Origin of the sequence: Nitratireductor sp. XY-223, assembly GCF_004959855.1 — a bacterium.
In the GTDB taxonomy this organism is placed as follows: domain Bacteria; phylum Pseudomonadota; class Alphaproteobacteria; order Rhizobiales; family Rhizobiaceae; genus Hoeflea_A.
Genome location: NZ_SPNT01000009.1, coordinates 17,940 through 36,287 on the forward strand (window position 1 = coordinate 17,940; position 18,348 = coordinate 36,287).

General features: G+C 61.0%; 16 protein-coding genes and 2 pseudogenes. 12 read left to right on the forward strand and 6 right to left on the reverse strand.

Annotation, left to right across the window (positions count from 1 at the left end):
• Positions 1-156: 156 nt before the first annotated feature.
• The 3 genes from E4M07_RS23195 to E4M07_RS23205 are packed head-to-tail and all read left to right on the forward strand — an operon-like array spanning position 157 to position 4,469.
• Positions 157-1,182 carry an ABC transporter substrate-binding protein gene (locus E4M07_RS23195; protein ID WP_136660803.1) on the forward strand — a complete coding sequence of 342 codons (1,026 nt, stop codon included), beginning with the start codon at positions 157-159 and terminating at the stop codon, positions 1,180-1,182.
• The gene (locus E4M07_RS23200) at positions 1,183-3,402 is read left to right on the forward strand and encodes an iron ABC transporter permease (protein WP_136660804.1); all 2,220 of its coding nucleotides are present in this window, start codon (positions 1,183-1,185) and stop codon (positions 3,400-3,402) included.
• Positions 3,399-4,469 (forward strand): ABC transporter ATP-binding protein, encoded by a 1,071-nt coding sequence (locus tag E4M07_RS23205; protein WP_136660805.1) that lies wholly within the window; start codon positions 3,399-3,401, stop codon positions 4,467-4,469. Before E4M07_RS23200 ends, E4M07_RS23205 begins: the two co-directional genes overlap by 4 nt.
• Positions 4,470-4,515: 46 nt before the next feature.
• On the opposite strand, the gene E4M07_RS23210 is transcribed toward E4M07_RS23205, so the two are convergent.
• A complete protein-coding gene (locus tag E4M07_RS23210) occupies positions 4,516-5,316 on the reverse strand; it encodes an inositol monophosphatase family protein (RefSeq protein ID WP_136660806.1) in 801 nt (266 codons plus the stop codon).
• 187 nt (positions 5,317-5,503) lie between these two features.
• Here E4M07_RS23210 and E4M07_RS23215 point away from each other — a divergent pair, with 187 nt between their 5' ends.
• Complete coding sequence (locus E4M07_RS23215) at positions 5,504-5,929, forward strand: hypothetical protein (RefSeq protein ID WP_136660807.1); 426 nt, start codon at positions 5,504-5,506, stop codon at positions 5,927-5,929.
• 88 nt (positions 5,930-6,017) lie between these two features.
• Here the strand turns inward: E4M07_RS23215 and E4M07_RS23220 are convergent, their stop codons facing one another.
• Complete coding sequence (locus tag E4M07_RS23220; protein WP_136660808.1) at positions 6,018-6,878, reverse strand: LysR family transcriptional regulator; 861 nt, start codon at positions 6,876-6,878, stop codon at positions 6,018-6,020.
• A gap of 648 nt (positions 6,879-7,526) precedes the next feature.
• Here E4M07_RS23220 and E4M07_RS29600 point away from each other — a divergent pair.
• A pseudogene (locus tag E4M07_RS29600) lies at positions 7,527-7,622 on the forward strand (sarcosine oxidase subunit gamma); the annotation flags it as partial.
• Between the two features lie 23 nt (positions 7,623-7,645).
• Here the strand turns inward: E4M07_RS29600 and E4M07_RS23235 are convergent.
• Positions 7,646-9,226 (reverse strand): FAD-dependent oxidoreductase, encoded by a 1,581-nt coding sequence (locus E4M07_RS23235; RefSeq protein ID WP_169054360.1) that lies wholly within the window; start codon positions 9,224-9,226, stop codon positions 7,646-7,648.
• Positions 9,227-9,575: 349 nt separating this feature from the next.
• On the opposite strand from E4M07_RS23235, the gene E4M07_RS23240 reads away from it, so the two are divergent.
• A complete protein-coding gene (locus E4M07_RS23240; protein ID WP_136660811.1) occupies positions 9,576-9,818 on the forward strand; it encodes a hypothetical protein in 243 nt (80 codons plus the stop codon).
• Positions 9,819-9,842: 24 nt separating this feature from the next.
• Here E4M07_RS23240 and E4M07_RS23245 read toward each other — a convergent pair.
• Positions 9,843-10,055: pseudogene (locus tag E4M07_RS23245) on the reverse strand (Nodulation protein N); the annotation flags it as partial.
• Between the two features lie 367 nt (positions 10,056-10,422).
• Here E4M07_RS23245 and E4M07_RS23250 point away from each other — a divergent pair.
• Positions 10,423-10,839, forward strand: a complete 417-nt coding sequence (locus E4M07_RS23250) for a VOC family protein (RefSeq protein WP_136660813.1) — start codon at positions 10,423-10,425, stop codon at positions 10,837-10,839.
• An 80-nt stretch (positions 10,840-10,919) separates the two neighbouring features.
• Here E4M07_RS23250 and E4M07_RS23255 read toward each other — a convergent pair whose 3' ends face one another.
• Both E4M07_RS23255 and E4M07_RS23260 read right to left on the reverse strand, forming a co-directional pair.
• Complete coding sequence (locus tag E4M07_RS23255) at positions 10,920-11,423, reverse strand: MaoC family dehydratase (RefSeq protein WP_136660814.1); 504 nt, start codon at positions 11,421-11,423, stop codon at positions 10,920-10,922.
• Between the two features lie 153 nt (positions 11,424-11,576).
• Positions 11,577-13,106: a peptide ligase PGM1-related protein gene (locus E4M07_RS23260; RefSeq protein ID WP_246660571.1), complete on the reverse strand. Its 1,530-nt coding sequence runs from the start codon at positions 13,104-13,106 to the stop codon at positions 11,577-11,579.
• A gap of 351 nt (positions 13,107-13,457) precedes the next feature.
• Between E4M07_RS23260 and E4M07_RS23265 the strand changes: the two genes are divergently transcribed.
• The 5 genes from E4M07_RS23265 to E4M07_RS23285 all read left to right on the forward strand — a co-directional run bounded on the left by E4M07_RS23265 (position 13,458) and on the right by E4M07_RS23285 (position 18,318).
• Positions 13,458-14,150: a phosphoadenylyl-sulfate reductase gene (locus E4M07_RS23265; RefSeq protein WP_246660580.1), complete on the forward strand. Its 693-nt coding sequence runs from the start codon at positions 13,458-13,460 to the stop codon at positions 14,148-14,150.
• 11 nt (positions 14,151-14,161) lie between these two features.
• Entirely contained in the window at positions 14,162-15,079 is a 918-nt protein-coding gene (cysD, locus tag E4M07_RS23270) for a sulfate adenylyltransferase subunit CysD (RefSeq protein WP_136660816.1), read from the forward strand.
• Positions 15,079-16,554 (forward strand): sulfate adenylyltransferase subunit CysN, encoded by a 1,476-nt coding sequence (cysN, locus tag E4M07_RS23275; RefSeq protein WP_136660817.1) that lies wholly within the window; start codon positions 15,079-15,081, stop codon positions 16,552-16,554. Before cysD ends, cysN begins: the two co-directional genes overlap by 1 nt.
• 90 nt (positions 16,555-16,644) lie before the next feature.
• Positions 16,645-17,451 carry a mechanosensitive ion channel family protein gene (locus E4M07_RS23280; RefSeq protein WP_136660818.1) on the forward strand — a complete coding sequence of 269 codons (807 nt, stop codon included), beginning with the start codon at positions 16,645-16,647 and terminating at the stop codon, positions 17,449-17,451.
• Between the two features lie 75 nt (positions 17,452-17,526).
• Entirely contained in the window at positions 17,527-18,318 is a 792-nt protein-coding gene (locus E4M07_RS23285; protein ID WP_136660819.1) for a glycosyltransferase family A protein, read from the forward strand.
• Positions 18,319-18,348 lie beyond the last annotated feature (30 nt).

Here is an 18,348-nt window from a genome sequence, read left to right on the forward strand (position 1 = left end):
GCGTCAACGGGCACTCAAATGGCGCCTCCGGTTCAGAAAATCCTTGCCAAGTGCCCATAGAAGCGGACCATAATCGAAATGTGCACAGGGCAATGCCTTGTCCCGGCACACCCAGGCCGGAAAAGCCGGCGTATTTAGTCCGATGGGAGGAACACCATGCGTAAACTCGCTGCCACTTCCGCGGGGGCATTGATGGCCTTTGCCGCCTCGGTTTCCGCCGCAAGCGCTGACAAACTGACGCTATACTGCAGCGCGCAGGAAGACTGGTGCCAATTGATGGCGCGCAGCTTTGAAGACGCAACCGGGATCGATGTCGATATGACCCGGAAGTCATCCGGCGAAACCTTCGCACAGGTCCGCGCCGAGGCATCGAACCCGAAAGGCGATGTCTGGTGGGGCGGCACCGGTGATCCTCACCTGCAAGCAGCCGAGGAAGGTTTGACGATGGAGTACATGTCGCCCATGCGGGACCAGCTCCATGACTGGGCGATTTCGCAGGCCGAAAGCGCCGGAAACAAGACGATCGGCATCTACTCGGGTGCGCTTGGATACGGGTACAACACCGACCTTCTGGCGGCCAACAATCTGCCGGAGCCTGCCTGCTGGAAGGATCTTCTGAAACCCGAATACAAGGGCCATGTGCAGATGGCGAACCCGAACTCTTCCGGAACCGCCTACACGACGCTCGCATCGATGGTCCAGATTTTCGGTGAGGACGACGGCTTCGAGTTCATGAAGGGTCTTCACAAGAACATAAACCAGTACACGAAATCGGGTTCGGCGCCGATCAAGGCGGCGGGCAGGGGTGAGAACACCATCGGCATCGTATTCATGCACGATGCCGTGAAACAGGCGGTGTCGGGCTTCCCGGTGAAGGTCGTCGCCCCTTGCGAGGGAACCGGCTACGAGATCGGCTCGATGTCGATCATCGATGGTGCGCGCAACGAAGAGGAAGCCAAGAAGTTCTACGATTGGGCGCTGTCGGCCGACGCGCAGAATCTCGCACTTCAGGTGAATGCCTTCCAGGTGCCATCGAACAAGGGGGCGCAGACGTCCGACAAGGCACCGGATATGTCGACGATCAAGCTGATCGACTATGACTTCGCGAAATACGGCTCATCCGACGAACGCAAGCGCTTGTTGCAGAAGTGGGACGAGGACGTCTCGACACTGCCGCAGTAAGTGCACAGCGTCTCCGCCGAGAAAACGACCCACCCGGTTCTGATCTTCTGGATCCTGGCCGGGTGGGTCGGCTTCTGTCTTCTTCCCTGGTACATGCTGGAGGACGGGCTCTGGTCGTTCGAATGGCTGATTGACGGCTATCCGTTCGACGAAGACTATGCGCCCGCCGCCTTTCTTGTCGGCCAGGGCGAAAAACTCTGGCTCGCACCCCTCCTGATCCCGCTTGCCTTGCCGTTTCTGGTGCTCGGCCGGCCAAAGTCCGATCCGCTTTATGCCCGCGTTCTGGTCCTGTCGGGCGCTCTTGGCTTCGGCTGGCTGGTCGCCCAGGGATTCGGAATCGGTATTCGCGGTTTCAACTACGACTGGCTGAAGGCGCTCTTCGGGGATTTGGGCGACCGACAGTTCGGCATGGGTTATGGCGCCATGATCTGTGCCAGCGCCTTCCTGTTCCTCTTTACCCAGGGCATAGCCGCGCGCGGGGCGATCAATGGCGATGTCTTTGTCGTCAGCGCGATCGGCGGCGTTATCGCCATTGTCACCGCATTCGTCTTTTTCCCGATCGCAAAGATGCTGTTTGCCGCCTTCATTACCGAGGAAGGCGCCTATTCCGTCTCTGTCTTCATTTCGAAGTTCTTTGATGACCGGCTGTGGGGTTTGGGCTGCCTTGCCGGGGCACGCTGCGGCGCCGCGTGGAACTCGCTGTTCCTTGCCATTGCCGTGGGGCTGATCACCACTGTCCTCGGTCTTGCCTTTGCGCTTGTCGTCACACGCTCCGGGTTCCGCCATAAGCGGGCGTTGCGTGCGCTGACCGTTCTGCCGATCATTACGCCCCCATTCGTGATCGGCCTTGCGCTGATCCTGCTTTTCGGTCTTTCCGGGACGATCACGGTCTTCTTCGCCGAGCTTCTCGGGGTGCAGCCGACCCGCTGGCTCTACGGCCTGCCCGGCGTTCTGATCGCCCAGACGCTGGCCTTCACGCCCATCGCCTTCCTGGTGCTGATCGGTGTCGTCGAGGGCGTCTCTCCATCCATGGAGGAAGCAGCCCAGACGCTGCGTGCCAACAAGTGGCAGACCTTTCGCACCGTCTCGCTGCCGCTCATGCGGCCCGGCCTTGCCAATGCGTTCCTGCTGGGTTTCATCGAGTCCATGGCCGATTTCGGCAATCCGCTCGTTCTGGGCGGCAATTTCGATGTCCTGTCGACGGAGATCTTCTTTGCCATCGTCGGCGCCCAGTATGACCAGGGCCGTGCCGCGGTGCTGGCCATGGTCCTGCTTTTCTTCACGCTTTCCGCCTTCTATGCCCAGCGCGTCTGGTTGGGAAAGAAGAGCTACACCACTGTGACCGGCAAGGGCGATGCAGGTGTGCACCCGTTGATACCAACGGGCCTTGCAATTCCCGTCATGATCATCGCGCTCGGCTGGGCGCTATTCACCGCCATTGTCTACGCGATGATTGTCTACGGCAGCGTGGTCGAGCTCTGGGGGGTCAACAATTCCCTCACGTTCAAGCACTATGTCACCGCCTTCAGCGTGCGCTTCGAGGACGAAGGCATTCGATGGACGGGTGCTGCCTGGGACAGTTTCTGGACGACAATCATGATTGCCGCCATCGCCGCCCCGCTCACCGCCGCCGTGGGTCTCGTCACGGCTTACCTGCTGACACGGCAGGACTTTGCCGGCAAGAACGCTTTCGAATTCGGCACGATGCTCAGTTTTGCCATTCCCGGCACGGTCATCGGCGTGAGCTACATCCTTGCTTTCAACGTGCCGCCGATCGAGATAACCGGAACGGGCGTGATCCTGGTGATCAGCTTCATCTTCCGGAACATGCCCGTGGGCGTTCGCGCCGGCATAGCGTCCATGTCTCAGCTCGACCGCAGCCTCGACGAGTCGTCCCTGACGCTCGGTGCGAATTCCTGGCAGACATTCCGCCGGATAATCCTACCGCTGCTGCGCCCGGCGATCCTTGCCGCCCTGGTCTACAGTTTCGTTCGCGCCATGACCGCGATCTCGGCTGTGATCTTCCTCGTTTCGGCCAACTACGACATGGCCACCAGCTACATCATCGGGCGCGTGGAGAACAACGACTACGGCCTCGCCATCGCCTATTCCACGACCCTTATCTTCGTGATGCTGGCGGCCGTGGGTCTGCTTCAACTGCTTGTCGGCCGCGTCCAGATCGGGCGGCGTACACTCCATGGAACGGAGAAATCCCCATGACCGAAACCCATCTTGGCGCAAAGGCCGCTCCGGTCCGCTTCGAGGGAGTCTCGAAGGTTTTCGGCAAGGATGTCGTGGCCGTGGACAATATCGATCTGTATGTCGAGGCGGGCAGGCTCGTTACTCTTCTCGGACCGTCAGGCTGCGGAAAGACGACGACATTGCGTATGATTGCGGGGTTGGAAATGGCCAGTTCGGGTCGCATCCTGATCGGCGACCAGGACGTGACCAAGCTGCCTGCGACAGACCGCGACGTCTCCATGGTGTTCCAGTCCTACGCGTTGTTTCCTCACATGAGCGTGCTGGAAAACGTGATGTACGGCCTGACTTTTTCGGGATACGCCAAGGGCGAGGCCCGCACGCGTGCGCTTGAAGGTCTTGATCTTGTCGGACTGACGGGCTTCGACAGCCGACTTCCGTCAGAATTGTCGGGAGGCCAGCAACAGCGCGTCGCCGTGGCCCGTGCACTGGTTCTTGAACCGCAGGTCCTGCTTTTCGACGAACCGCTCTCCAACCTCGACGCCAAGCTGCGCCGACAGGTGCGCGAGGATATCCGCGCCATTCAGCAGGACCTTGGCCTGACCGTCGTTTACGTCACGCATGACCAGGAGGAGGCTCTGGCCGTCTCCGACGAGATTGTCGTCATGCGGAATGCCGCCATTGCGCAGATCGGCAACCCCCGTGAATTGTATGACGCACCGAATGACCGGTTCGTGGCCGATTTCATCGGCGAGGCGAACCTGCTAGCCTGCCAGATAACGGCGGTTGAAGGAAACACGGCCACGATCGAGATCGAGGGCTATACGCACAGCCTTCCCGCGCGGGGCCTGCAGCCCGGAGCAGCGACACTTGCGGTCAGGCCGTCCCGGCTCCTGATCGGCGCGGACGAGGGCATCCCGGCGACGGTCGCAAAGGCCACGTATGTCGGGGTCAGGATGGAATACACCCTGACAGGCGGATTCGGTCAGGTCTTTGCCGTCCATGATGATGTCGACACGCCGCTCGATCCCGGGGCCGAGATCCGCATGGCATTCGCTGAAAGGGGCCCCGTTCTTTTGCCGGATTAGCGTCTTTGCCGGATCTGCCGGCTATCACGCACCCGGAGGCGAGCGGTCAGATTTCCGGTGCGCCCCATGAATCGTCGGCAATGGCCAATAGGGTCTCAAACACTTCGGGTGCGCCGACGACAACCCGCCCGCCGGAACGGATCATCTGGCCCGCATCCTGCGTCTCGATCCGCCCGCCCGCTTCCTCGACCATGAACTGGCCTGCAAGGCAGTCCCAGGCGTTCATGTGCTCTTCAAGGTATCCAAGCAGCCGTCCCGCCGCGACATAGGCGATCGAAAGCGCACCGCTTGCGTTGCGGTAAAACATTGCGCCCCGCTCGATCAGCGCCGCGATGACGGGTTGAATATTGCGTGCCTCGACCCGGTTTGAATAGCCCACAGCCACAGTGCCGGCTTCCAGCGGGACTTGCGTTGCGACGTGCATCGGCGCGTTGTTGAGCGTCGCACCGCCGCCCCTCACAGCCACGAACATCTCGTCGGCGTTCGGATCGTGGATCACGCCCAGCTGCGTCCGTCCTTCGGATGCACCTGCCAGGACGATTGTCCAGGCCGGTATTCCGTTGACGAAGTTCGTCGTGCCGTCGATCGGATCGATGACCCAGTCAAAGCCGCTGCTGCCGGACTTCGCGTCGTGTTCCTCGCCGTAAACACCGTCCTGCGGCCAGGTGTCCGCAATCTTCTCGCGGATGAATGCTTCCACATTGCGATCGGCTTCGCTTACCCAGTCCTGCGCCCCCTTTTTGTCCACCACGAGTTCGCCGCGCTTCCTGAAGTACCCCATCGCAACGGCCCCCGCCTCCCGGCAAAGTGCGACGGCAAAATCTCTGCGTTTCGACAGACCTTCCATGGGAATGCCCTTACTCCTTTATCGGACTCGAATCGGGGTGGAGACTGAGACACTCCACCAACGACTGTCTCATCACCTGCGTCATCGAATTGCAAGCCTTCGCATTTCAGGGTTTTCATTTGAACGGCCGCGCGCAGGGGGTGCGTTCCGGTTTGCCGAACAGGAAAACGGAACTATGGTTGGCTGGATGAAGACCTATGAATGCAGGCGATTTCTTTCAACGGCGTGCGCGTTTCTTGCAATGGCGTCATGGGCGGATGCCGGCCAGAGCTGCGAACAGTTTGCTGCGCTGGAATCCTACACTTCGGCGGAAATTGCACCGCGCGGCGCGACATGCGGCACATTTCTGAGCCAGTCTGCCAAAACGGGGGTTTCCTGCTACTGGGCGTTTCCGTACCGCGATGGTTCCGCTGAGCGAATGGCCGATTCACTATGGGCTCTTTTGCAGAATTGTCGCCCCGGCACACAACTTGCGCCCGACTGGCCCGTCAACCATCCGGACAGCTTTCAATTGCGGGAATGGTCCGCAGAGGGCGCCATCTACCGGGTATCGCTGAAAGACAAGGCGGGCCAACAGCGTACGCTCGTATTTCTTGCCTTTGAGAAATCCTGACCGGGCGATTGTCCATACTTGGCCTCACCGATCCGAACGCGGGTTGTGCCTGAAACATCATTCTCTCTGACCGGCTGTAACCTATGTGTCAGACCGTTCCGTCCGCAAAAAGCGTGACGATCAGGCGTTCCACTTCGCGGACCGCCCTTGATCGCGCCTCGGGTCTTCGCGCCAGCGACACTTTCAAAGTGCGAAGCGGCGGCATTGCGGCCTCCTCGCCCAGCACCCTCAGACCGGCCTCCGCATTTTCCGCCAGCCCTGCCGCAATACCGATGCCGGCCCGCGCCGCCGCCATCATGCCGCCGAAGCTCTTGGTGGTCATCGCAACGCGGTAGCGCCGCCCGGTCCGCTCGAGCGCGCCCTGAATCGTCCGGGCGTAGTCGCTTGCCTCGCCCCACACGATGATCGGCAGCGGGTCTACCTTGTGCAGGTCCACGACCTCGGGCCCTATCCAGACCGCATCCCGCACGAACAGCGGCACGGTCTCCGGCATCTGCAAGGCGTCGCCGGCAAGCAGGGCAAGATCGAGCCCGCTGTCGCGCAGACCGCCGATCAGCTCGGGCGTGGCTTCAGTCCACAGCGACAATTCAACCTCCGGCGCCACCCTTCGCATCGCGGGCAGCAGACGCCTGAGAACCGGCGTCAGGAAGATCTCGGACATGCCGAGTGCCACCCGGCCGGCGCCGGAGGTCAGCGCGAAGGCTTCGAGTGCCCGGTCATGGGCGTTCAGCACGTCGCGCGCGGGACCCAGAAGCCGCCGCCCCTCCTGTGTCAGACGCACGGCGCCGCTGCCGCGTTCAAAGACCGGCCGCCCGATCTCCGCCTCCAGTTTCTTGATCTGCTGGCTGACGGCACTTTGCGTGCGCCCGATCTGCCGGCCGGCCGCCGTGAAGCTCCCCGTCTCGGTGATCGCCATGAATGCCTTCAATGCATCGATATCCATGCCCATTAGAATCTCTAATTTTGGCCAGAAAGTAAATTCGTTTGCGAAATGGGATGTTCCAACGGCATCTTCCGCAGCGAAGGAGACACATGATGACACCGGTTTTGACCCACCGTCTCGCCCGGCCCGATGATTTCGATGCCCTGTTGGACCTGCAGCGCCGTGCAACGCTGGGCCTGAACGGCGGCCACTACGACCTGGACGCGATGCGCCTTGCCCTGGAGGAGGTGCCGCTCTTGACCCGCGACCTGGTCGATGACGGCCACTATCATGTCCTCGCCGATCCACGGGGTGCGATCCTGGCGGGCGGCGGCTGGTCCTGTCGCGCGCCCGGCTACGCAGCCGCGTCGGGTGAGTTCGCAGACACACTCGCGCCCGGCCAGGCGCTGGTTCGGGCGGTGAATGTCGATCCTCTCGTCGCCCGCCGGGGCCTCGGCAGCCGGATTATGGCGATCATCGAAGACGATGCCGCCGCAAACGGCGTCCGCCAGCTCTCGCTGACGGCCACGCTCCCCGGCAAACCGCTCTACCAGTGCCTCGGCTATCGCATCCTCCACCCCGTCGAGGGGCGGCTTTCCAATGGCTATATCGTTCGTCTTTACGCGATGGAAAAGGTGCTTTCGCCCAATACGGGCGCACACACTGGACTTCCCGCTCAGGGTGCTTCCGGTCGGGGCCTGCGCGATGACGCCGGGCAAGGCGGAGATTGTCCTGCCGCGTGACGAGGAGGATGTGTTCCGGGTTGAATGCCGGCTCTGTCCTCGGGGCGCCAGTCAGGTTATGTTGAAGTGCCCCGGTGCGATGACACCGTTTGGATCGACGATTTTTTTGATATCCCGCGTGAGCTGCCAAAATATGTCGTCCGGATCGACGACGAGGTCCATGAAGCCAACAAAGAGGCGGTTGGGGTGAAACCCGGCCTTGATAAACGCCTCGTTGAGTTCTTTGGCCAGGGCTCGCGACTCATCACGCGCGACCTCGTCTGTGCGGTTGAAATGGGTCGATATGCTGAAATGGGTCGTTTTGTCATCGACAAGCCCAAACGCATAACTCGCCTGTACCTTTTTGTAATGCGTATTGACCTCCTGGACGATGGTATTCGCCTGTTGCACCAGTTCAACGCTCATTGGAACGGTCGGGCAGATGAAATGCATTCCGATCTCGGTGTGGTCCGGATTGGTCCAGCGCTCGGGAAGCTCTGTCTGGACGGGCCAGTAAAGACTCATCAAGGGCCGATCGCTCGGCTCTCCCAGGGACATGCGATAAAACCCGGCGCTTGACTTCACATAGGAGTGCATCTTCTTCCAGCCCACAAGCCTGGTGGCAAAAAGCCCCAGCGAAATGAGCCGGTCGGTCACGTAAAAAGTCGTTCCATAGGGGCGCAGCGCCCGAAGCGCTTTTTTTGTCGCTTTCACCTGATGTCTGGTGCCGCCGATATTCGAAAAAATTATGCCGGCACCAAAGCTGAAGCGGGCCAGAAGCGCCATGACGTCCTCGCGGCTTGTCTCAACGCCCTGCGCCTTCAGGTCCTGATACAGCACCGGAGCAAGGCCGCTCTGCACCCGCACGCTTTCATAGTAATGGGTCACCGAGTTTATCAGGCCCTGTTGTTTGAGGTTTTTGAGCACGCCAATCGCGTCGCCGAGATGATCTTCGCTCTTCAGATAGGTAAGGAACATACAGTTCTTTTCCGGCCGTCGCCTCAGTTCGACGGTGGCGCTGACAGCAATGCCGAAATTAGATTGCAGAAACATGCGAAGATAAGAGGGGCCGATGCCATCGGGAAACGTATGGGTGGCTTTGCATCCCTCGTAATGCCCAAAGCCGGTCTTGAATATCCGGCCGTCCCCCAGAACGATTTCAAGATTAATAAGCTGCTTATGGCGCTCCATGTTATAGCCCACGCCCTTGTCGAGCGCATTTCCCAGGACGCTGGTATCCTGGCCGGACCCGGTTGTGTCACAGAAGAAATTCGACCCGGTGTCCTCGAGATGGCTGAAAAGTTGATGTTGTGTCACGCCGGGCTCGATAATCGCGTAGCCGAACTCTTCATTCACTTCGATGATTTTGTTCATCCGATGCAGGTCGACGAGCACAAGCCCGCCCCGAGAAGACAACTTGGACCCGAGCCCCCAGGACTTCCCCGTACTGTAGGGTTGCAAACTCACTTGAAACCGGTTCGCGGCCAGGACGATCTGACGTACCTCTTCGGCGGTTTCGGGATAGAGGATCAGTGGCACATCAACGTGATAGGACGTGACATTCTCCACCTGCCGCGCAATGTCGTTTTCCCCCGCCAAGATTTGTTCGGGTTTCAACAGGTTTTTGATGTCTGAGATAAAATCTTCGAGCATTGTTCCTCCTAAAACTACCTCGTAGGAACCCATGTCGCCTCAACCGACTGTACCTTATCATCAGCCGCCTGGGATGCACCGACCATTAACAGAAAAGCAACGGAACCGATGATCGACAAGGTGGAATTTTTCATAGCGGTGCTGTCCCTCAGATTGTGTTTGATAAACACACATTTGAACTACTGTCCATGATTGTAATTTTGCAACAGAAACAATTATTTGAAAGCTGATAATCGCCGCCAAATTTCGAGACAAATCGGGCTTTTGTTGCAGAATCAACGCCCGTTGCAGCCCCGTTCAGCGCGCGGGTGAATGCGTTATATTATCCCCAAAACAACAGGAGCCCATCGTGATCTGGAACATCGTCGACCACAGGACCCGGAAACACCGTTGGCTAAAAGTCAATGCGGTGATTGAAAACACATGGCATGACAATTCATGCGACGACGCAGATCAGTTGGAAACGGGTGAAGACGGTGTGCAGTACGACGACCGCAAGGACATACTTCTTCACGATGCCGTTGTTTGGGCAGAAGGTGTGCCTGCAAAGGTCACTCTCTACCTCTACGATCGAGGGCAAGGAATTCGCTGAGCGGGCTATATCGGGCGAAGCCGTCTACTCCGCCGAAGCCCGCTGTTTCTCCGGGTGGTCCTCGGGGTCGAAGCGGATGATGGTCAGCCATTCGGCGGTGATCGCCGGCTTCTGCTCTTCCTTGATCTCGACGGTGACGCCGTGGGTGAGCATCACCATGTCGGCGCCACGGTAGCGCCGTTCCTTCAGGACGAAGCGGCCACGCACGTGCGAGCCGCTCTTGACCGGCGTCAGGAAAGTGCCTTGGCTATCGCATCCTCCACCCCGTCGAGGGGCGGCTTTCCAATGGCTATATCGTTCGTCTTTACGCGATGGAAAAGGTGCTTTCGCCCAATACGGGCGCACGCACTGGACTTCCCGCTCAGGGCGCCTCCGGTCGGGGCCTGCGCGATGACGCCGGGCGAGGCGGAGATTGTCCTGCCGCGTGAAGAAGCGGTTTTCGGTGTGATATTGCCGGCGCGGGAATGACGACATCCAGCCCCTAGAGCGTGTCTTGACGGCCGACCCTGCGGCGTCTCGTACGGCGCCTGTTGAGCCGAATTGTGTGTTGGCCTACGATAACGCAGTAAACGCGTTGCAAACTTTCCGGAAAAGAACACGCAGCATGATTGCCTACGTCACCGTCGGTGCTGATGACATCGTTCGCGCGAAACGGTTTTACTCTGCGTTCCTGCCAGCCCTTGACTACGAGCTGGAGGAGGGTCCGGAGGGCCTGAGCTACACGCTGCCCATGCAACCGGGTCAGTCTGTCGCCCTGCCGGATTTTTACGTCAAACCGACCTTCGATGGACGTCCGGCCTCGGCCGGGAACGGGACCATGATCGCCTTCGAGGCCCGCAATCAAAAGCAGGTTCGCGACCTTCACTCGGCCGCACTCGCTGCGGGCGGCCTTGACGAGGGCCAGCCGGGATTCCGTGATTCCTACGGGCCTCTTTTTTATGTTGGCTACCTTCGCGACCCTCAAGGCAACAAGATCGCACTGTTCTCCAGCGATCCGAACGAACCCGGGCGAGACGGATAACGCCGGTCAAACGGGCGACGAACGCGCCCTGTTCGCAACCAGCCGATGCCTGTCAAACCGCGTGCCGCGATACCCGGCTCTTACTCCGCCGAAGCCCGCTGTTTCTCCGGGTGGTCCTCGGGGTCGAAGCGGATGATGGTCAGCCATTCGGCAGTGATCGCCGGCTTCTGCTCTTCCTTGATCTCGACGGTGACGCCGTGGGTGAGCATCACCATGTCGGCGCCACGGTAGCGCCGTTCCTTCAGGACGAAGCGGCCACGCACGTGCGAGCCGCTCTTGACCGGCGTCAGGAAGCGGATCTTGTTGAAGCCGTAGTTGATGCCCATGCGCTTTTCGCGCACGTCCGGCATGCAGTCGTAATTCATCGCAGAAAGCAGCGAAAGCGACAGGAAACCGTGCGCAATGGTGCCGCCGAACGGTGTCTCGGCCTTCGCCTTTTCCGGATCGACATGGATGAACTGGTGGTCGTGCGTCGCATCGGCAAACATGTCGATGGTGTTCTGATCGACCCGGATCCAATCCGACACACCCAGTTCCTTGCCGATCAGACTGTCCAGTTCAACAAGCGAAATTTCACGCGGCATTGTGCTCAGAATCCCCGAAATTTATATGGTTTCCCATTTCCATATACGTCCGCGGCTCGCAGGAAAAGGGTATCCGGCGGTCTCAAGGCCTTGCGAACGCGATTTTTGTTGCATGCGTCACGCCCGCGCAACTACGCCTTCGGGCGGACCGGATCACGGCCGCTGGCTGCCTTCGCGGTCGAGAATGGCGATGGTCTCGTGATAAAGGTGCGAGGCGTCCTCGTGGCTCTTATCGACGCAAACCATGCCGAGTTTGCCGTATTGCGACAGCGCCCCGATCAGGTGAAAAACCACGCCGCGCTGCGCCGATCCGTGGAAGTGGATGTTGTGCCGAACGGCAATATCGATCAGGTCCTGGGGCGTCAGGCCGTGATAGTGCTCCGATTCCAGATTGTCCGTCGCATAGTAGTATCGCGTCTCCCCGCCGGGCGTCGAAAACAGGCCGGTGGCGCTGTCATAGGCGCCGTCGGTGAGCAAGCGCAGCATGGTCAGGGGATGCGTTGTGCCGCCCTTGCGCAGGTTGATCTCGATCGCGTAGTGACGCCAGGCGTCGCCCTCCCTGACCGAGACGAAATCAATGCCGAAATGACCGAGCACGCCGCGCTCCTTGAGCAGGCGGGCGGTGCGCATGCCGCTGTCCTGTATATCGAGCCTGTAGGCCCTGTCGGCCGGAAACCGGCAGCCGAGGAAGACCTGATCGCCGCTGCCGCCGAGAATCTGATCGTGGGTCGAGACCGGATCGAGATGACCGGAGGGATCGACGCGATACTGGACCGACGGCGATCGCTTGTGCGTGCCTTCGACATAGGCTTCGACAATGCATCCCATCTCGTCGATCTTGTTTTCGAACAGCTCCCAAGTCATGTCGCTGGCGCAGAAGGTGGCGCCCGGCAAACGGTCTGAGACCCAGGATTTGCCGATGCCGGTATCGGGCGCCTTGTCGAAACGGAAAATGGCATTTCCCTCTCCGGAAAATCCCTCGTTGAGCTTGATCACGGCACGCCTGAGATCCGGATTTTGCCGTTTCAGCTCGGTGAGCGCTTCGGCTATGTCGTTGTCGTCGGCAAGGTCCTCGAAACCCTCGGCGATCGGCAGGCCGCTCTCGCGGAAGAGTTTCCTGCTGCCGCTCTTGGACCCGTAGTCCTGCAGCGCGGGGTCGCAGCCATAGATGGGAATGCCGAGCCGCGCCGCCAGGCGGCGCTCCAGCGGCGTCACGTTGAAGCAAGCCATATGGGCGAGCGAACGGTCGCCGAGAGCGTTCCCGATACGGTCGCAAAGCCGTGGGCGGTCGAGGATCTTTTGCGTCAACGGAACGTCCGCATCGTCGTGGCACGAAACAAGTTTCAGCCGTTCGCGCGCATGGTGCTGGGGAACACCTGGCAGGAGGTGCAGGTAGTAGTCGATAATGCACTCGGCGATCGGCTGGCTGGAGACGTAAATGATGCGCGTGCGCGGCATGCGCAGCAGTTGCAGCATGCACAGCATGCGCTCTTCGTAGTGATGCACACCGGAGATCTTGGACAAAACCTCCTGGTCGAGCGACAGGCTGGGGATGATCAGGACCGTGCGCGGATGCAGCCGGTCGGGGAACACACGTTCGAACAGGTCCGGCAAACCGGATTGCAGCCGGTTGAAGGTCTCAACCTCGTCCTCGATTTCCGGCGTTTCGATAATGCCGTTCAAGCCTGCCCCTTGTCGCTCCTGATGCCGGCGCAGCCACCCGGATGCGCCGGCGTAACGATTGCCGCACTATTGTTACTTTGCCGACGCATTCGCCGCAAGGCGGACCCTGCGGCCGCGCACACACCGCAACGTCGCGTTGCCACCGATGATTTTGCGCCGCGAAAAGACTTTTCGCCCGATCAGCCGTCCCGCGACAATTCATTGTCCGGACGCTGACGGATATAGAACCTCGTTGTTTTAAATGGGGCCAAATTTGGTTCAGTGTTGGTGCCAAGATCAACCGGAGTGGATTCGATGCAATCCGGAAAGGCCATCATCCATGAGCCGGCGCTCGCTGCGGATCTCGGTGCCATGCCGCTGGACGATCGGCTGGCGTTGCTGGCCGAAGGGCGAAAAAACGCCGTGTTCACGACCAGCCTCGGCATCGAGGACCAGGTGCTGACGGCGGCGCTTGCGCGTGCAGCGCCCGGCGTGCGTATCGTCACGCTGGAAACCGGCCGCCTGTTCGATGAAACGGTGGCGCTGATCGCCGAAACCGAGGCGAAATACGGAATCTCCATCGAGCGTTTCCGGCCGGACGAAAAGAAACTTGCCGACTACGTGCAGCGCTTCGGCATGAACGGCTTTTACGACAGCATCGAGGCCCGCAAGGCCTGCTGCGGGGTGCGCAAGCTCGAGCCGCTGGCCCGCGCGCTCGACGGCGCCGATCTGTGGATCACCGGGCTGCGGCGCGGCCAGTCTGCCAACCGGTCCGATGTTGCCTTCGCCGAATTCGACGCGGAGCGCGGTCTTCTCAAGGCCAATCCGCTGGCCGACTGGGATATCGACACCGTGAGCGCCTATGTCGAAGCCGAGGGCGTTCCGGTCAATCCGCTGCACGCGCGCGGCTATCCATCGATCGGTTGCGAGCCCTGCACCCGTGCCATCAAGCCCGGCGAAGACGAACGCGCCGGCCGCTGGTGGTGGGAAAACGACCAGAAACGCGAATGCGGCCTGCATGTCGCCGGCGCCGCCGGGCAATCGCAGATCCCCGTACAGCCATAACAGGAAAAGACATGTCCGAGACAAAGCCGCCCCTTGATCCCAATCTCAAGGCGCTCGAAAGCGAGGCCATCCATATATTCCGCGAGGTCGCGGCGGAGTTCGAGCGGCCGGTCATGCTCTATTCGGTCGGCAAGGACTCGTCGGTGCTGCTGCACCTGGCGCGCAAGGCATTTTATCCGGGGCGGATCCCGTTCCCCCTGCTGCACATCGACACGGGCTGGAAATTCCGCGAGATGATCGCCTTCCGCGACCGGATGGCGGCCGAATTCGACCTCGATCTCGTCACCTACACCAATCCGCGCGGCAAGCTCGAGGGCGTGACGCCCTTCACGCACGGATCGTCCGTCTATACCAACATCATGAAGACAGAGGCGCTGCGCCAGGCGCTCGATGCCGGCCAGTACGACGCCGCATTCGGCGGCGCGAGGCGCGACGAGGAGGCCTCGCGCGCCAAGGAGCGGATCTACTCCTTCCGCACGCCCGATCACCGCTGGGATCCGCGCAACCAGCGCCCTGAACTCTGGTCGATCTACAACGGCCAGATCCGCAAGGGCGAGAGCGTGCGCGCATTTCCGCTGTCCAACTGGACCGAGGTCGATATCTGGCGCTACATCCAGGCCGAGAGCATCCCGATCGTTCCACTTTATTTTGCCGCCCAACGGCCCGTCGTCGAGCGCGACGGCATGCTGGTGCTGGCGGAGGACGAGCGGCTGGAACTGCTGCCCGGCGAGGTCAAGAGGACCGAGACCATCCGCTTCCGCACGCTCGGCTGTTTCCCGCTGACCGGCGCCATCCGTTCGACGGCGACGACGCTCGACGACATTATCGGCGAGCTTGAGACCGCGACAGTTTCGGAGCGGCAGGGCCGCGCCATCGACCGCGACGAGGCCGGCTCCATGGAGAAGAAAAAACGCGAGGGCTATTTCTGATGACCGCCAATATCGAAGCCACGGTGCAGGCGGCGGAAGCCGCCCAGCCCGCGACACGCAATGCCCGCCCCTTGCGCCTGATCACCTGCGGCAGTGTCGATGACGGAAAGTCGACGCTGATCGGACGTCTCCTGTGGGACACCAAGGCGGTCAAGGAAGACCAGGCCGACGCGCTGGCGCGCGACAACCGCCACCAGCAGAACGATCTCGGCCTGCCGGACTTCGCGCTGCTGCTCGACGGGCTGCAAGCGGAGCGGGAGCAGGGCATCACCATCGATGTCGCCTATCGCTATTTTTCCACCGACCGGCGCTCCTTCATCGTCGCCGACACGCCCGGACACGAGCAATATACCCGCAACATGGCGACCGGTGCCTCGACGGCCGACCTCGCCGTGCTGCTGGTCGACGCCCGCGCCGGCATCCTCGAGCAGACTCGACGCCATGCCACCATCGCGACACTGATGGGCATTCGCCAGTTCGTGCTCGCCGTCAACAAGATCGACCTGATCGACTATGACGAGGCGGTCTTCAATCAAATTTCGGCCGAGTTCCGTCAGTTTGCGTTGTCGCTCGGCGTGACAGACGTGACGGCGATCCCGATGTCCGCGCTGCTCGGCGAGAATGTCGTGCATCCCGGCACCGCGTCGATGCCGTGGTATTCGGGCCCGCCGCTGGTCGAGGTCCTGGAACTTGCGACCCAGCGCACCGCGCAGACGGTCGGCTTCCGCCTTCCGGTGCAGCGGGTCAGCCGCCCGGACGAGAGTTTCCGCGGCTATCAGGGAACGGTCGCCGGCGGTTCGGTCAAGCCGGGCGACAGCATCGTGGTCCTGCCGGCCGGCTCGGTCGCGAACGTCAAGCAGATCGTCACCTTCGACCTGGTGCGCAACGCCGCCGTCGCCGGCGATGCCATCACGCTGGTGCTCGACCGCCATGTCGATATCGCGCGCGGCGACATGATCGCCTCGATCGATGCGGCGCCGGCGCTCGGCCGCGCCTTCGAGGCCAAGCTCGTCGCGCTATCGGCCGATGCGATTACCACCGGCAAGCGCTACTGGCTGAAATCCTCGAGCCGCCGCCAGCGGGTGCGGGTCGAACCGAAGACGCGGCTCGCCCTGAAAACCGGTCAGTGGGACGGCGCCGACAGCCTGCCGCTCAATTCCATCGGCACGGTGCATCTCGATTTCGACGAAGCGGCGATGTTCGATCCCTACGAGACGAACCGCAACACGGGTGCCTTCATCCTGATCGATCCGGACACCAACAACACGGTGGCGGGCGGCATGATCGTTGAGCGCACCACCCGGGTCGACGGCATCGATGCCGGCGGCGAGCGCGACCACGTGCTCCTGTCTCTGCCCGAGGACCTGGCCGACCGGCTGATGGCGAGCGAGGCCTTCGCCGATCTGCGCGACCATGTCGAGATCCGCCGCGTGAGCGGCGCACGGGCGGCTGCGGTGCTCAAGGACGTCGACTAAGGTTACGGAGTGGCAGTGAAAATTTAACCTGTCGTTCTCCGGAATTGCGCGCTAGCATTCGCGCGCAGTTGTTTTGTCGGGGGACGATCGATGAATGAGTTTTTCACGCAGCTGGGCGCCTTCGGTCCGCTGCTCTATGGCGTCATCAAGGCACTGATCTTCCTGGTCATCGGCTACATGGCGGCCGGCTGGATTTCGCGGATGATCCGCAAGCGGGTGCTGGCGGATCCCAATCTCGACGATACGCTCGGCGTCTTTTTCGCCTCGATTGCCAAATGGCTCATCCTGGCGGTCGTCGTCATTGCGGTCCTGCAGGTGTTCGGTTTCCAGGCGACCAGCCTCGTTGCGGTGCTCGGCGCGGCGACGCTTGCCATCGGTCTGGCGCTGCAGGGAACGCTTCAGGATATCGCCGCCGGCGTCATGATCGTCATCTTCCGTCCCTTCAAGCTCGGGCAATATGTCGACATTGCCGGAACCGCGGGAACCGTCAAGAATCTCAACTTGTTCGTCACCGAACTCGTGACGCCCGACAACGTCCAGATCGTCGTTCCGAACGGCAAGGTGTGGGGCTCGATCATCACCAACTACTCGGCGAACGACACGCGCCGCGTGGATCTCACCTTCGGCATCGATTACGGCGATGACGCCGACAAGGCGATGGCCGTCATCCTGAAATGCGCCGGCGACGACAAGCGCGTGCATGGCAATCCGGAACCCTGGGTGCGGGTGGTCAATCTCGGCGATTCATCGGTCGATATAACGACACGGCTGTGGTGCGACGCCGCCGATTACTGGGATCTGAAATTCGCCATGACCAAGACGGTCAAGGAGGCCTTCGACAAGGAAGGCATCTCGATCCCCTATCCGCACCATGTGGAAATCCAGAGGCAGGGCTGACGGAAGACCGGTGCCCGGAGGGGTATCCGTGCGCCGGAGTTGGGCCACCTGTCTCTCACCGCGCCGAAACATGCAATGACACCGCAAGGCAACATCATCGCAATACCGACCTACAACCGGCGGGCTGAAGTCGAGGCCTGTCTGGACTGCCTGGCCTCGGTCGAGGGTCTCGATGACTGGCGCGTGATCATCCGGGACGATTGCAGCACGGACTACGATATAGCGGATCTGTTGAAGGACAGGCCTTTCTCGGCGACGGTGCTGCGCAGTAAATCCAATGGCGGCTGCGACAGGAACACGGTTCTCCTGCTACGGGCCTGTCTTGCGCAGAATGCCGGCCGGGTGCTGCTTTTGGACAGCGACATGATCGTTTCGAGAGATATTCTGCGGTTTGCCGACCGGGTCTTTGCGAATACGGACGGCGTGCTCAGCCTCTACAACTCCGTGCTGCACGACGAGGGTCAAATCGTCGATGACGATCTTGTTCTCAAAGACAGCATCGGAGGAGCGGCGACCCTCTGGGACGCATCGGTGCTGGGGCACATGCTGGAAGGCCTGGACGGCACCCGGTACTGGGACTGGCAGTTCTGCGATCGGGCCCGCGAAAGGAATATCCGCATTTTTGTCGTGCGCAAAAGCAGGGCACAGCATATCGGTATCGAGGGATCCCACAGCGTGTGGTTCGGGCAACTGGACTACGGCGTCGGATTTCGGGTTGATACCGCCGAACAGGCGGCAGCGATCGCTATTGCTCACGACAAGCTGATGCTGTCACAAAGTCTCTACGCACTGAGCAAAAAGCCATTGCTGCAACGATGGCGCCGCAGCATCGCCAAACGACTGCCCAAAAAAAGGGCCGCCGGATAACCGGCGGCCAGCCCTGGGAGTCCTCAGGAA

Bases quoted from the DNA above. Each gene is read 5' to 3' on its own strand.
- E4M07_RS23195 (WP_136660803.1), top strand. From the start codon at position 157: ATGCGTAAACTCGCTGCCACTTCCGCGGGGGCATTGATGGCCTTTGCC.
- E4M07_RS23205 (WP_136660805.1), top strand. From the start codon at position 3,399: ATGACCGAAACCCATCTTGGCGCAAAGGCCGCTCCGGTCCGCTTCGAG.
- E4M07_RS23210 (WP_136660806.1), bottom strand. From the start codon at position 5,316: ATGGAAGGTCTGTCGAAACGCAGAGATTTTGCCGTCGCACTTTGCCGG.
- E4M07_RS23215 (WP_136660807.1), top strand. From the start codon at position 5,504: ATGAAGACCTATGAATGCAGGCGATTTCTTTCAACGGCGTGCGCGTTT.
- E4M07_RS23220 (WP_136660808.1), bottom strand. From the start codon at position 6,878: ATGGGCATGGATATCGATGCATTGAAGGCATTCATGGCGATCACCGAG.
- E4M07_RS23235 (WP_169054360.1), bottom strand. From the start codon at position 9,226: ATGCTCGAAGATTTTATCTCAGACATCAAAAACCTGTTGAAACCCGAA.
- E4M07_RS23250 (WP_136660813.1), top strand. From the start codon at position 10,423: ATGATTGCCTACGTCACCGTCGGTGCTGATGACATCGTTCGCGCGAAA.
- E4M07_RS23255 (WP_136660814.1), bottom strand. From the start codon at position 11,423: ATGCCGCGTGAAATTTCGCTTGTTGAACTGGACAGTCTGATCGGCAAG.
- E4M07_RS23265 (WP_246660580.1), top strand. From the start codon at position 13,458: ATGCCGCTGGACGATCGGCTGGCGTTGCTGGCCGAAGGGCGAAAAAAC.
- cysD (WP_136660816.1), top strand. From the start codon at position 14,162: ATGTCCGAGACAAAGCCGCCCCTTGATCCCAATCTCAAGGCGCTCGAA.
- cysN (WP_136660817.1), top strand. From the start codon at position 15,079: ATGACCGCCAATATCGAAGCCACGGTGCAGGCGGCGGAAGCCGCCCAG.
- E4M07_RS23280 (WP_136660818.1), top strand. From the start codon at position 16,645: ATGAATGAGTTTTTCACGCAGCTGGGCGCCTTCGGTCCGCTGCTCTAT.
- E4M07_RS23285 (WP_136660819.1), top strand. From the start codon at position 17,527: ATGACACCGCAAGGCAACATCATCGCAATACCGACCTACAACCGGCGG.